The following is a 13,929-nucleotide window of genomic DNA, read 5'->3' on the forward strand; positions in this document are numbered from 1 at the left end:
TCGTTTATCCCGGCCCCGGCGTCCCTTACTGCCGTTTGATCAGTTCGAAGGGAATCTCCCACTTGAGCTGTCCGTAGCGCGCTCCCTCGAGATTATTCCTGTGCACGATGATACCTCGGACATAGGTCAGCGGCAGATAGACGGCCTGTTCGTGGAGGGTGGTGAGGATATAGCGGTAGAGTTCCTGCCTCTTGGTCTCGTCCGTGGACAGCAGCACCTCACTGATTTTTGCGTCGATTTCGCCCTTCATCGAGAGGCCGGCCTGGGCTTGAAAATCGGCGTGGGATGGGGTTCGCATCGAGCTGCAGAACGAATGCGGATCGTAGGGGGCACCCCAGGTCTCGTTGAAGACCAGGCCGAACTCGCCGGTCTTCTGGCGGTTCATGTTGGCGTCCGGTTCCTCGCCGATCATGTTGATTTTTATGCCGATCTCCTGCAAATCCCCCTGAATCACCTCGGCGATGGCCTTTTGTTGGGCGTCGTTGCCGACGAAGCAAAGATCGATGGCAAGTTCCTGGCCGTCCTTGCTGCGGACGGCGCCGGGGGCCTCCTGCCGCCAACCTGCCTCCTCCAGTATCTTCTCAGCCAGCTTGGGATCGAAGGCGTAGGGCTTGAGGTTGAGGTCGCAGTAGGGGATGTCGGTCGGATAGAGGGTGTCGGCCTGCTGCTCGACTCCATAGAATATCGCCTTGACCAGCGCTGCCTTGTTCACCGCATGCTGGATGGCCTGGCGGACGGCAAGATCGGCAGTGGGGCAGCGCTTGGAGTTGATCGCCACTACCCTGCTGGCCAGGGGTTGGGATATCCGGGTGACGAAGCCGGGCATCGTGGTGAAGCGCTCAAAGGCGTCGAGACTGATCTGGCCGCTGCCATGCCCGGCTACGCCATGGATCAAATCGATTTCGCCGGTCTCCATGGCAACTGCCCTGGTTGTCGAATCAGAGATGACCTTTACCAGCAGCTTTGCGAATTTCGGTTTGACACCCCAGTACTGCTCGTTGCGCTCGAAGAAGTCGTATTCGCCCTTACGGGTCTCGACCAGTTTCCATGGACCGGTGCCGACCGCCTTCTTGATCCCTTGTGAAGTGTTGCCGTCCGCAGGCATCGCCAACGGGCTCATGAAGCGGATCGGTCGAATCAGGCAGAGTTCCTGCACGGTGGGGTAGTAGGCGTTCTTCATCGTCAGCCGGAAGATGTGCTTGTCGACCGCTTCGACCTTGTCGATCTGGGCGACAAGTTCCAACCATTTATGGCGCTCACGGTTCATCAGCACGGCCTCGAAATTCTTCTTTACCGCCTCGGCGTCGAACGGAGCGCCGTCGGTGAATCGCACATCCTTACGCAACGTGAAGGTATAGACCTTGCCATCCGGGGAGATCTCCCATTTTTCGGCCAGCCAGGGAATCACCTGATTGCCCTCGGCGTAGCGGACCAGCGGTTCATAGACCATGGCCTGGGCGAACATCTGGTTGGGCGAGTACAGGTGGGGATTGAGCTCGCCGACGTTGGACGACCAGGAATAGACAAGGGTATCCTGGTCGGCGCGGGCCGCACCGGAATACAGGCCGAGGAGGAATATACACAGGAGACAGGCGAGAGTGGACTGCCAGCGGAAAACCATCATTGTGACACCTCTTGATGTGTTGTTTGTGAGAGAAATCTTTTTGGCGCCCGGCAAGCGGTACGACATAACTCCGATAGCTATCGTTGGTAATATGAATTTAATAAAAGTGTGATTACAGGTAACTGATTACCCGGAAGGGCATGGGTATGTCAAATAAAAATAAGATGAAAATTTTAAAAATATTACCTACACTTACTATCTACCAATATAATTACATGAAATCGTTTATGTTGTAGATAAATTTTCGTGGTGATGGAATCGGGTGGAGATGTCAGGAGTGTGCGTCAGTAAGGGTTGGTACGGCGATATGGCGGGTGTCGAGGGGGACGGGGGGAAAGGTCTTTTTCAGGGGGTGCCGCTCACCGGTAAGGGAACCTCTACCCGGCTGCGTTGAGATGTGTCTTCAACGGCAGGGGATGGGCGAAACGCCGTTGGGGCAACAGCGCGGTGTTCGTCCCCTCCGGTGCGGGTACCGAAAGTGATGGTGGATGGCGTCGTCGCTGCGGGTGCGATTAATCGGGCGGTCTTCCGTCTCCGCTTTTCCAGATCGCCAGCGCCTGCTGGTAGATCTGGGAGCGGGACAGGCCGAGGTCGGCGGCGAGTTTGCGGCAGGCATCCTTGAGCGACAGCCCGGAGTGGTCGCGATACCAGCACAGCAGTTCCTCGATATTGTCGCCTTCCGGAGCGTCGGCGCCGCCGGGGTGGATGATCACCACCGATTCCCCCTTGTTCTGCCGTCCCGCCGCCAGGGCCTGCAGTTCGCTCAGCTGGGCCTCCCGCAGTTCCTCGAAGGATTTGCTCAATTCCCGGGCCCACAGGGCCAGACGGTTGCCGAGGATGTCGAGGGCATCGGCCAGCAGGCCCTCGATGCGTTGCGGTGATTCGTAGAAGATGATCGGGTAGTCGCAGGACTTCAGCGAGGTCAGCACCTTCCGGCGCTGCGATTTCTGTGACGGCAGGAAGCCGAGAAAGAGAAAGGCACCCTGCTCGAGACCGGCGACGGACAGGGCCGTGGTCAGGGCCGACGGTCCGGGCAGCGGCACGATCGGGACCCCGGCCTGGCGGGCCAGCCGCACCAGCACCGCGCCCGGATCGGAGATCCCCGGGGTGCCGGCGTCGCTGACCAGGGCGACATTTTCCCCCGCCTGCAGCCTGGCGACGATCTCCCGGCCCCGATCCATCTCTTTTTCCCGGTAGTAGCTGAGCAGCCGGGTATGAATAGCGAAGTGGTTGAGCAGTTTGCGGGTGTGACGGGTGTCCTCGGCGGCGATCAGGTCGACCTCCTTGAGGATCCGCAGGGCGCGGAGGGTGATGTCCTCGAGGTTGCCGATCGGGGTGGCGACGATGTAGAGGGTCCCGGCGGCGGTGTTTTCAGGTGGCTGCATGATGGGTCGGAGGAAGAGGGGGGCTGGATTCCGCGGCTTGAAATCGCAGCCATTATGATCAATCCATCGGGAAAATGCATCTCCTTTGTTGACAGCGACAGATTGTCATGTATTATATGAGCAAGTATGCATATAATACCCACGATGTGAGAGGGACAATGGAACAGGACATCTGCGGCAGTCGGATCATTCACCCGCACAAGATCGCCAGGGCCAGGGAGAAGGCCCTGCCGGCCACGGAGATCGAGGATCTCTGCCGGATATTCAAGGCCCTCGCCGATCCCAGCCGGCTGCGGCTGCTGTACGCCCTGGCCCAGGAAGAGATGTGTGTCTGCGATCTCTCGGCCCTGCTCGAGATCACCGAATCGGCGGTCAGCCATCAGCTCAGGCTGTTGCGCACCCTGCAGATCGTGACCAACCGACGGGAGGGAACGGTGCTGTACTATCGGCTCAAGGACCGGCATGTCACCGAGTTGATCGCGCTGGCGCTGGAGCACCTGCGCGAGGGGTGACGGCGTGATGTGTTGCAGTCTTCAAAATTAATATAACCGGCGGTAGGCACACAATATGTTTCAAGACAGCATTCAGTTTGGCGTCGCCATCGCGGCGGCGGCCCGGGATATCCTGCTCGATTCCTCTATCTATATCCTGTTCGGCATCGTGGTGGCGGGCCTGGTCAAAGTCAGTCTCAATGCCGCCACCGTCGCCAATCATCTCGGCCGGGGACGCTATCTCTCCGTCATCAAGGCTGCCTTTTTCGGGGTGCCGCTGCCGCTCTGATCGTGTGGTGTGCTGCCGGCGGCAGCATCCCTCAAAAGGCAGGGAGCGAACCGGGGGGCGGTCTCCGCTTTCCTGATCTCGACGCCGGAATCGGGCATCGATTCCATCTTCATCACCTATGCCCTGCTCGATCCGATCATGACGGTGATCCGGCCGATCGCCGCCTTTATCACCGCCGTTTCGACAGGGTTTGTCGAAAATTTTCTGCACCGGCCGAAGGATCTGGGCCCGATGCAGGTCGACCGCAGCTGTCCGGTCGATAACTGCTGTGACGGAGTCGACTGCCCCGAGGAGGTCCACCGCCGGCATCATGGACCGGGCGAAAAACTGGCCGCCGGTCTGCGCTTCGCCGCAACCGATGTCTGGGGCGATATCGTCGGCTGGTTCGCCGTCGGTCTGCTGCTCGCCGCCGTCATCACCGTCCTCATCCCCGACGATTTCATGGCCCGCTGGCTGGGCGGCGGCATCACCTCGATGCTCGTCATGCTCGTGATCGGCATCCCGCTCTATATCTGTGCCAGCGCCTCGACCCCGATCGCCGCGGCCCTGATCCTGAAAGGGGTCAGCCCCGGCGCCGCCCTGGTCTTTCTCCTTGCCGGCCCGGCCACCAACGTCACCTCGTTGACCGTTCTCGTCGGCATGCTCGGCAAACGGGGGACTGTGCGCTATCTGCTCATGCTCTCGGTCTGTACGGTGGCCTTCGGTCTGCTGGTCGATCACATCTACCGCGTCCTCGGCATCGTCCCGTCCGCGGTGATCGGCGAGGCGGCCGAACTGGTGCCGGAGCCTTTGAAATATGCCGGGGCATTGGTTCTGATCGCCCTCTCGGTCAGGCCGTTGACTTCCCGGTTTCGCAGAAAGAAATCCGCTTCCGGGGAGCAGGTGACCTTTCACAGCGGCTTCCCGATCCCGCCGATGGCCAAAGGGGATGCGACGCAGAAAAAGCCCGGCCCCTCATCCTGCGGCTGCGGCATGCATTGAAATGCCAGGGCCTGCCGATCGGGCGCATTGTCTGTTTGAAAAAGGGCAGGGGACCATGTAAGAATACTTGTGATACGTATCGTTGAGGCCATTCATTCCAACAGGCGGAAATATGAATAAACATATCGGCATATTGACGGCAGGTGGCGACAGTCCGGGGCTCAACGCGGCGATCCGGGCCATCGGCAAGACGGCGCTGGGGACCGGCAGAATGGACATCGTCGGCTTTCGTGACGGTTTCCGCGGCCTCCTCGAAAACCGGACCATGCGCCTCGACCGCGAAGGCCTTTCCTCCATCCTCACCCTGGGCGGGACCATCCTCGGCACCAGTCGCGACAAGCCGCACAAGATGCCGGTCGGCGGCGAGGTCATGGATATGACCGAAGTCATCTGCGAAAACTACCGCCGCCATAACCTCGACGCCCTGATCTGCATCGGCGGCGGCGGCACGCAGAAGAACGCCTTCCGCCTGGCCCAGAAGGGCCTCAACATCATGACCCTGCCGAAGACCATCGACAAGGATGTCGGCATGACCGACCTGACCTTCGGCTTCCACACGGCGATGGAGATCGCCACCGAGGCCATCGACCGGCTGCACTCGACCGCCCACAGCCACCACCGGATCATCGTCGTCGAGGTCATGGGGCATAACGCCGGCTGGCTGGCCCTCGGTGCCGGACTGGCCGGCGGCGCCGACGTCATCCTGATCCCGGAGATTCCGTACGACCCGGTGAAGGTGGCCCAGGCGATCCGCCTGCGCCAGCAACGGGGCACCAACTTCAGTATCGTCGCGGTGGCGGAAGGGGCCCTGTCGGCGGAGGATCACAAGAAGTACCAGATCCTGAAAAAGAACAAGACCAAGGCCAAGGAAGACAAGAACACCAAGGCCGAGAAGAAGGCCTCGGAGGCCCTGCAGCAATTCGACGTCTACCGCAGCACCAACACGCTCAAACTCAGCCGCCTGCTCGAGGAGATGACCGGTCTCGAGTCGCGGATCACCATCCTCGGCCACCTCCAGCGCGGTGGAACGCCCAGTGCCGCCGACCGGGTGCTGGCTACCCGTCTCGGCAGCGCCTGCGTCGGCTATATCGAGCAGGGCCTGACTGGAATGATGATCGCCGTCCGCGGCGAGGGCACCGAGCCCATCCCCCTCGACCAGGTGGTCGGCAAGCGGTCCACCGTGCCGCTCGACCACTGCTGGGTCAGCAGCGCCCGCAATGTCGGGACCTGCCTCGGCGACTGAGGCGGGACGCCCTTTCCCCTGTCCTTGGTGCGAGCCGACCGGCGTCCGGTCGGCTCGTTTTAATTCTGCCGCAGAAAATCGATCAGTATTTTCCGCTCGGTTTGCGTCGGCACAACATAGCGGCGCCGATCAGGCGGCTCCGACACGTGTCCGAGGCCCTGGTATCCGGCATTCCACAGCAGAAAGATGCTGCCCATGTCGCCGGTATGGCGTTGTACCCCGATAAGATCGGCCAGCGGCAGCCAGGGGAGAAAATCGGGTTTTTCGCCGGGATAGGCATAGGTGCAGCCGTCGTTGGAGACGACCCCGCCTTCGACGGTGAAGTCGGTCGAGGCGGCATGGTGGTGCTCCTCGAGGAAACAATCGTCCGGCACCCGCCCCTCGTTGCCGGGCCAGCAGCCGACGCAGGGGTTCCTGCCCAACCGCGCCGCCGTTCCCGGCGGCAGGGATTTTTTCACCAGCTCGACCATTGCCGCAAAACTCCGGTTGCTCTGGTTATCCTCCAGCTGCGGCACGACGCCGGCCTGGCCGCCGGCCCGGCCGATCTGGACGAGCAGCGGGGCCAGTCTCGCCGCCAGGTCCTGGAACGATCGGCGGAAGGGGGCATCGTCAAGGATTTTGCGGCGGAAGGTCTCGGGGGCGATGCGGGAACCGAACCCGTCCGGATTCTGTTCCTTCCAATGCCGTGACGCCGGTCCGTTGGTCAGATAGAACAGGACATGGGCGATCCGGCCGCCCTGGCTGTATTTCCGCACCAGTCCGGCCACAAACTGCGGGTCCCAGCCGAAATCGCCGCTGCACAGGATATTCAGGGCCGGTCGGCGAATCCGGCTGGCGACCACGATGTCGCTCAGCGCTTCGATCTGCTCTCTCGCCTGCGGCTGGCAGGCGTGGAGCAGGGCGAGCCCGCGGGGGGGAAGATCGATCAGCTGTTCGGCCATGCTGCGCTCCTTGCGGCACTCATTTCTCTTGTCTCTTCATAGCGGAAGCAATCGACCAGGTGATCGTTGACCATGCCGACGGACTGCATCAGGGCATAGCAGATCGTCGAGCCGACGAAGTTGAAACCGCGTTGCTTCAGGTCCCGGCTCATCGCGTCGGATGCTCCGCTGCGGGCCGGGATCTCCGCCAGAGTCCGCCAGGCGTTGTCGAGCGGGCGGTTGTCGACGAAGCGCCACAGGTAGGCGGCCAGCGACCCGAATTCCTCCTGGATCGCCAGCACGCCGCGGGCGTTGCGGATGGCCGAATCGATCTTCAGGCGGTTGCGGACGATGCCAGCGTCGGTGATCAGGCGCTGGCGGTCGGCGTCGGTGAAGGCGGCGACCCTGTCGATGGCAAATCCGGCGAAGGCCAGGCGATAGCGCTCACGCTTTTTCAGGATCGTCAGCCAGCTCAGCCCGGCCTGCGCTCCTTCGAGGACCAGCATCTCGAACAATCGCCGGTCGTCGTCGACCGGAACACCCCATTCCCTGTCGTGATAGTCGCGATAGAGCGGGTCGCTGCCGCACCACGGGCATCGGATCCGGCTGACTTCGGGGGAGATGAGGGTATCCGGCATCGTTTTTTTCACAGGATGGGTGTGGCCCGCAACTGCTATGCCAGCATCGCGCCGAGGGAGCGGCCGTAATCCTGGCAGGCCTTCATCCCCTCGTCGGAATCGAGGGCGCTTTCCTTCAGATTCAAGGGACCGAGGGCGGTCATCTTCATCGAAAAGACAAACTCCATGGTGTCGAAGATGATCCCGGGCGCCTCGCCGCTATGGGTGCTCGAGCCGAAGGCCCCGCCGGCCTTGCCCTTGAGGCCGGCCTTCTGGGCCATGAAGAGAAAGGTCTTGAAGTTCTCGGTCATGTGCTTGTGGTAGGTCGGGCAGCCGAAGATGTACCCGTCATAGCCCTCGAGGTCCTTTTCGTTCTCGATGGTCATGATTTTCTTGAGCTCGACGACATTGCCGCTCAGACGCACGCCCTCGGCGATATATTCCGCCATGATATCGGTATTGCCGGTCCTGCTGTAATACGCGATGAGCACCTTTTTCATGGGAGACCTCCATGGTGGTCAGTGGGCACGGCATCGCACCGTGCAGTGATGGATCGGCCGGCCTGCTTTCAGCCTACTGGAAGCAATGACGTTTTACAAGGCGCCGCGGTGCAGTGGCAAAATGTTTCGATCCACACCCCCCAGGCGAAGGCGACTGACCAAACCTGGGGGGTTCGCCTGGGTGTCTTGAAGGGGGACCATGGGACGACCAGAGATTGGAAGGAGTCAACTGCTGAGATGACGATGTCTTGAATCCAGGACGTGAAGGTTGCGTTCATCACATAAAATAGCCAAAATATGCGTTGATTTCTGCGTCAAAATAGCACACTACTAAACAGGTTTTCCCGTAAAAAGGGTGAAATTCACTTTGTATTTATGGTGATTTCACCGTAGAAATTATAGTGGGCCTCAACGGAGGTCCGGTTTTTTGGGGATGAGATGTAGTAAGTGAAAACTGCTATTGACCCGATTACTTCATACCGCCTTTCCTGCTGTTTTCCCCCTACCTTTAAACTTTTGCCAACTTCACAAGATGTTGCCTAACTACCAGCAACACCACGGAATTTTTGCCTGGCATATAATGTGGAAAGGATGAGAGATTATTACAGAGGCATAGATGGATTGCGAGCTGTCGCTGTTCTCACGGTCATGCTATCCCATGCCGAAGTTCCCGGCCTGCTCGGCGCTTATATCGGGGTCGATATATTCTTTGTGATCAGTGGTTTTCTCATCACCGGTATATTACTGAAGGAGCATAGAACCAGGGGGGTAATTAATATCGCAAATTTCTATATGCGCAGAATTTTGAGATTAATACCAGCTCTATTGGTGCTTATAGCCTTTATTGTTGCGTATGCCTGGCTATTCACAGATACAAAAACTTTGATATCTACGCTTCACGATGCCGCAATCACCCTGTTGTATTCTCAAAACTGGACCTGGGCGTTCAATCTCCATTCTGGTGGTTATCTTGCCCATACTTGGTCACTATCTCTTGAAGAACAGTTTTATATCCTCTGGCCACCGCTACTGGTTGTCGCACTCAGGTTTTTCAGTACTCCTCAAAAACTCATAACTTTCCTTGTCATTCTCATCGGCATAGTAAGCTGCAATCGTATTCTTCTTACTTTGACGGGAACATCATACCACCGCATGTATCTGATGCTCGATACTCGTGCCGACTCTCTGTTGATTGGTGCTCTTCTAAGCATTTTAGCTTCTTACAAGTTGTTCCCTTCTAAAGAAAAATTACGAACAATACTGACATTTCCTGTCGCATTCTCAGTGTTCCTCTACTGCTTCCTAATATTTTGTAGCCACAGAGATTATTTTAATTATTATTATGGTCTTACCCTTATTGCCATAGCCTCGGCGAGCGTTTTGCTCTTGCTTACAGAATTTCCCGAGAGCCTGTTGAGTAGAATATTATCTGACTCCAGACTCCGCTGGATTGGAAAAATTTCCTATGGACTGTATTTGTGGCATTGGCCTATTTATACAATCCTGAGGGAGAAACTGAACTGGCGATGGTATTCCCTGATATCACTCGGTTCAGTGGCCGTATTTTTCTGCGCAACTTTATCATTCTATGTCGTTGAAAAACATTTTCTACAGAAGAAGGAAAAATACTCGGCACCCGTTGATACAGCAGATGCTATTCTCGTAGAGCATTAGATTTCCTGATTCGTTTCCAGGCTCACTAGTTAATCGACTTGGTTCAGTTTGCGCCCGGCATTCGTCTGACTTGCGTTTGCGGCCAGTAGGCATAAAAATGCCCAATTCCGCTCCGGCTTCAAAAAAATTATCTGCAATAACTGCTTGGTACAAGATGTCGATGTTAGGATATGATTTAAATTTGTAGTCACACACTTTGAAATTTATTCCTTGTAATAAAGCAACGTACATGCTAATTCGGTAAGCATGTATTTACGAATTACAAAACGCACCAACAAGGACGGCTCGGTCGTCGAATACTTCCAGCTCGCCCATAACGAGCGGCATCCAGACACCCGCAAACCCGTCGCTAAAATCATCCACAACTTTGGACGGGTCGACCAGCTCGATCGCCAGGACCTGGTGCGTCTCTGCCAATCCATCGGTCGCGTCTGCGGCCTGCAGATCAACGATCCGCTGGGTTCCAACCCGGTCTCGACCGATGCGATCGGTCTGCCGACCGATCTGAAAATCAGACAGACCATGGCACTCGGCTGTCCATTGGTCATCGAGACACTCTGGGAAAGGCTCGGCCTGAAAAAGGTCCTCAAAGCCATCGAGCAAACTGCTGGCACCCGAGCGCCTTACGAACGGGCACTGCTGGCCATGGTCGCCAACCGGCTCTGCGAGCCGGAATCCAAGCTCGGGGTCTGGGATCGCTGGTTGTCCAAGGTTTACCTGCCATCCTGCGACGGGCTCAAGCTGCGGCAGATGTACGAGGCCATGGATCTCCTCCATGCCAATATCGAAGAGGTCGAGAAGGCCGTGTTTTTCAATACCGCCAACCTCTTCAACCTGGAGGTCGACCTGATCTTCTACGACACCACCACCGCCTCTTTCCATGTCGATTACGAAGACGACGACACCGAGACCAACACCACCCTGCGGAAGTTCGGTCACGCCAAGGAGGGCAACTGGGCGCCGCAGGTGGTGGTTGCCCTGGCGGTCACCCGTGATGGCATCCCGGTGCGCAGCTGGGTACTGCCCGGCAACACCGCCGATGTCAGCACCGTCGCCAAGGTTCGGGCCGATCTTCGCGGCTGGAACCTCAACCGGGCGATGTTTGTCGCCGATTCGGGGATGAACTCCGAAAACAACCGGACGGAGCTGGCCAAGGCCTGTGGCAGATACCTGCTTGCCTGCCGGATGGCGAGCGTTGCCGAGATTCAGCGCGAGGTGCTGACCAAAAGGGGGCGATACACCCGGTTCAACGACAACCTTCATGCCAAGGAGGTGATCGTCGGCGACGGAGAGAGAAGGCGTCGTTATATCCTCTGTTACAATCCCGCAGAGGCCGAGAGGCAGGGTCAGCACCGGCAGATGCTGGTCGAGCTGCTGGAAAGCGAACTGGCCAGCCATAAAGATCAATCGGCCAGCGCCCAATGGGCGATCGAGCTGCAGGCTTCCCGGCGCTTCAAACGCTATCTGCGGACCACCAAAAACGGCCAGGTGCGTATCGATCGTGCCGCAGTCGTCGAGGCCGCCAAATATGACGGCAAATGGGTGATCGAGACCAACGACGACAGCATCAGTCTGGAGGACGCCGCTTGTGGCTACAAGAGCCTGATGGTCATCGAACGGTGTTTCCGGTCGCTGAAGCGGACCCGGATCAAGATGACTCCGATGTACCATTGGGCTTCCCGGCGGATTGAAACCCATGTCAAGATCTGCGTGCTGGCACTGCGGATCGAACGGGTCGCCGAGATCTCCTGTGGCCTGCCGTGGCATCATATCAAGCGGGCGCTGGAGACGCTCCAGATCACAGAATTTTTTGATTTAAAATATCGTGTGCTCATGCGCAACGAGGTGACTCCCGAAGCAGAAAACATTTTAAAATCATTGAAGATAAAGCCTCCGCCCCAGGTCATTCAGCTGACCGAAGACAGCCGGAATCTGTAGACACACGACGAAAATCGCCACTCGGCGCAAACCCAATACCAGCAAGGGTTTTAGCCGATCTGCAAACTTACTGGCCGCAAACCCAAGTCTGAGGACACTGCACGGGGGGTGACCAGGTTCCCCCAAGCCTGCGCGATAGCCTCGGCGAGTTTCAATCCACGCCCCCCGCGCGGGGGGCGACTCCAACCGTCGCGCATATTATAACCGTCCAGGCTGTTTCAATCCACGCCCCCCGCGCGGGGGGCGACGTACTCGGTCAGCCACTCGAAGCGGTCGACGTTGTTTCAATCCACGCCCCCCGCGCGGGGGGCGACGCTACCGGCAGGGTGGGCTTGGTATTGGCGTTACGTTTCAATCCACGCCCCCCGCGCGGGGGGCGACGTATGCGGAAATTCTGCGCTTTACAGAGGCATTGTTTCAATCCACGCCCCCCGCGCGGGGGGCGACGAGGACCGTCTCACCCAACCGTCTGCATGGCTCAAGTGTTTCAATCCACGCCCCCCGCGCGGGGGGCGACTTTACCGCCGGCAACCAGTATGGCCGCTATGGTTGACCGTTTCAATCCACGCCCCCCGCGCGGGGGGCGACCATCCGGGGCGGGGTGGTCAGCCCGGACCAGTCGCAGCTGTTTCAATCCACGCCCCCCGCGCGGGGGGCGACAACAATGACTGTTGTAACCGACGAAGAAATAGTGGGCGTTTCAATCCACGCCCCCCGCGCGGGGGGCGACCCAGCAGTAACGGGTTTTAGGTTGTATCAATGACGTCGGTTTCAATCCACGCCCCCCGCGCGGGGGGCGACGATCCCCCTTGCCGGTAGGTTTTCATGGATACCCCGAGGTTTCAATCCACGCCCCCCCGCGCGGGGGGCGACCAGGTGATGTCGGGCCAACGTCGACCTGGTAATGGAAGTTTCAATCCACGCCCCCCGCGCGGGGGGCGACAGTGTAGCTTACCTGCTGCGCATGAGGGCAACGTTGTTTCAATCCACGCCCCCCGCGCGGGGGGCGACCAAGATCCCTCGAGCTCGATCGTCGAAATCCAGGGCTTGGTGTTTCAATCCACGCCCCCCGCGCGGGGGGCGACTCGACGACGACACGGATCCGCCTGCAGCCGAGACCGTTTCAATCCACGCCCCCCGCGCGGGGGGCGACTACTTCTTTTCGGCCGAGGCCTCCCGCTCGGCATGTTTCAATCCACGCCCCCCGCGCGGGGGGCGACCAGGGTCGAGGATCTATTTCCAGGAATTCATCGGGCGTTTCAATCCACGCCCCCCGCGCGGGGGGCGACGCAAATAGAAAAATAAAAAACATGTTATCCAAGTTTCAATCCACGCCCCCCGCGCGGGGGGCGACTCGGGGATCGGCACGGTGGGGCGGTTGTCGCGGCCGTTTCAATCCACGCCCCCCGCGCGGGGGGGCGACTCCGGTCCTGTCCCTCCTGTTTATCCATGTATAGTTTCAATCCACGCCCCCCGCGCGGGGGGCGACATTCATATGTACATGGATGATACATATAATAATTGTTTCAATCCACGCCCCCCGCGCGGGGGGCGACGACCGTGTTTGGAAATTGCGGATCTTGGGTATCTGTTTCAATCCACGCCCCCCGCGCGGGGGGCGACAATTGCTTTTTTTTGCGCGTTTAGCTGAATCCTGAATGTTTCAATCCACGCCCCCCGCGCGGGGGGCGACGTTGAACAAAGTATTGGTTGAAGAATTATGGAAGAATGTTTCAATCCACGCCCCCCGCGCGGGGGGCGACTTCATCTTTCTTCATCTTTTTTTATTAACTATGTGTTTCAATCCACGCCCCCCGCGCGGGGGGCGACCAGGCATGATAACAATCTGGAGGATTTTGTTATGGTTTCAATCCACGCCCCCCGCGCGGGGGGCGACGTGGCGGCGATACGAGCCAAGGCCGATACCACGAAGTTTCAATCCACGCCCCCCGCGCGGGGGGCGACTTAACAAATGTAGAAAAACCACCGCCAGATTTATGCCAGTTTCAATCCACGCCCCCCGCGCGGGGGGCGACTCTCGGGGTACGATATAAGCCTGCTTCCCAATACGTTTCAATCCACGCCCCCCGCGCGGGGGGCGACGAGGATGGAATAGAAAGCACCCATTTCATAGATGGGTTTCAATCCACGCCCCCCGCGCGGGGGGCGACGTCATCAGGATCAGCAGATACACAAACACCGTCTGTTTCAATCCACGCCCCCCGCGCGGGGGGCGACTGAGCAGAATTGACCTAGCATGCGATATT

At 58.8% G+C, this 13,929-nt stretch carries 10 protein-coding genes and 2 CRISPR repeat arrays (1 of these 12 running past the window's edge); of the genes, 5 read left to right on the top strand and 5 right to left on the bottom strand.

Going from position 1 to position 13,929, the window contains the following annotated elements; genetic code table 11:
• Nucleotides 1–25: 25 nt before the first annotated feature.
• Both nikA and rsmI read right to left on the bottom strand, forming a co-directional pair.
• Nucleotides 26–1,624 (bottom strand): nickel ABC transporter substrate-binding protein, encoded by a 1,599-nt coding sequence (nikA, locus tag ACWGKN_RS01645; protein WP_452094553.1) that lies wholly within the window; start codon nt 1,622–1,624, stop codon nt 26–28.
• A 512-nt stretch (nt 1,625–2,136) separates the two neighbouring features.
• Nucleotides 2,137–3,009 (bottom strand): 16S rRNA (cytidine(1402)-2'-O)-methyltransferase, encoded by an 873-nt coding sequence (gene rsmI, locus ACWGKN_RS01650; RefSeq protein WP_035232348.1) that lies wholly within the window; start codon nt 3,007–3,009, stop codon nt 2,137–2,139.
• 158 nt (nt 3,010–3,167) lie between these two features.
• Between rsmI and ACWGKN_RS01655 the strand changes: the two genes are divergently transcribed.
• The 3 genes from ACWGKN_RS01655 to ACWGKN_RS01665 all read left to right on the top strand — a co-directional run bounded on the left by ACWGKN_RS01655 (nt 3,168) and on the right by ACWGKN_RS01665 (nt 6,013).
• Complete coding sequence (locus ACWGKN_RS01655) at nt 3,168–3,521, top strand: ArsR/SmtB family transcription factor (protein ID WP_035232345.1); 354 nt, start codon at nt 3,168–3,170, stop codon at nt 3,519–3,521.
• Nucleotides 3,522–3,576: 55 nt separating this feature from the next.
• Nucleotides 3,577–4,770, top strand: a complete 1,194-nt coding sequence (locus ACWGKN_RS01660; RefSeq protein ID WP_424252985.1) for an SO_0444 family Cu/Zn efflux transporter — start codon at nt 3,577–3,579, stop codon at nt 4,768–4,770.
• Nucleotides 4,771–4,882: 112 nt separating this feature from the next.
• Entirely contained in the window at nt 4,883–6,013 is a 1,131-nt protein-coding gene (locus tag ACWGKN_RS01665; RefSeq protein WP_035232343.1) for a 6-phosphofructokinase, read from the top strand.
• 59 nt (nt 6,014–6,072) lie between these two features.
• Here the strand turns inward: ACWGKN_RS01665 and ACWGKN_RS01670 are convergent, their stop codons facing one another.
• From ACWGKN_RS01670 to ACWGKN_RS01680, 3 genes are read right to left on the bottom strand one after another with little or no spacing between them, the layout of a single operon-like run.
• Complete coding sequence (locus tag ACWGKN_RS01670; RefSeq protein ID WP_035232341.1) at nt 6,073–6,954, bottom strand: hypothetical protein; 882 nt, start codon at nt 6,952–6,954, stop codon at nt 6,073–6,075.
• Nucleotides 6,939–7,571, bottom strand: coding sequence for a DNA-3-methyladenine glycosylase I (locus ACWGKN_RS01675; RefSeq protein ID WP_452094554.1), 633 nt, complete (start codon nt 7,569–7,571; stop codon nt 6,939–6,941). The genes ACWGKN_RS01670 and ACWGKN_RS01675 overlap by 16 nt, the downstream gene beginning before the upstream one ends.
• A 35-nt stretch (nt 7,572–7,606) precedes the next feature.
• Nucleotides 7,607–8,050 carry a flavodoxin domain-containing protein gene (locus ACWGKN_RS01680; protein WP_452094555.1) on the bottom strand — a complete coding sequence of 148 codons (444 nt, stop codon included), beginning with the start codon at nt 8,048–8,050 and terminating at the stop codon, nt 7,607–7,609.
• A 591-nt stretch (nt 8,051–8,641) separates the two neighbouring features.
• Here ACWGKN_RS01680 and ACWGKN_RS01685 point away from each other — a divergent pair.
• A complete protein-coding gene (locus ACWGKN_RS01685) occupies nt 8,642–9,724 on the top strand; it encodes an acyltransferase family protein (RefSeq protein WP_452094556.1) in 1,083 nt (360 codons plus the stop codon).
• A gap of 246 nt (nt 9,725–9,970) precedes the next feature.
• On the top strand, nt 9,971–11,662 hold the full coding sequence (locus tag ACWGKN_RS01690; protein WP_452094557.1) for an IS1634 family transposase: 1,692 nt from the start codon (nt 9,971–9,973) through the stop codon (nt 11,660–11,662).
• A 148-nt stretch (nt 11,663–11,810) separates the two neighbouring features.
• Nucleotides 11,811–12,464: direct repeats of the CRISPR family, unit length 33 nt; unit sequence GTTTCAATCCACGCCCCCCGCGCGGGGGGCGAC.
• A gap of 108 nt (nt 12,465–12,572) precedes the next feature.
• Nucleotides 12,573–13,929: direct repeats of the CRISPR family, unit length 33 nt; unit sequence GTTTCAATCCACGCCCCCCGCGCGGGGGGCGAC; it runs 5,280 nt beyond the window's last position.

Source organism: Desulfoprunum sp. (assembly GCF_053613775.1).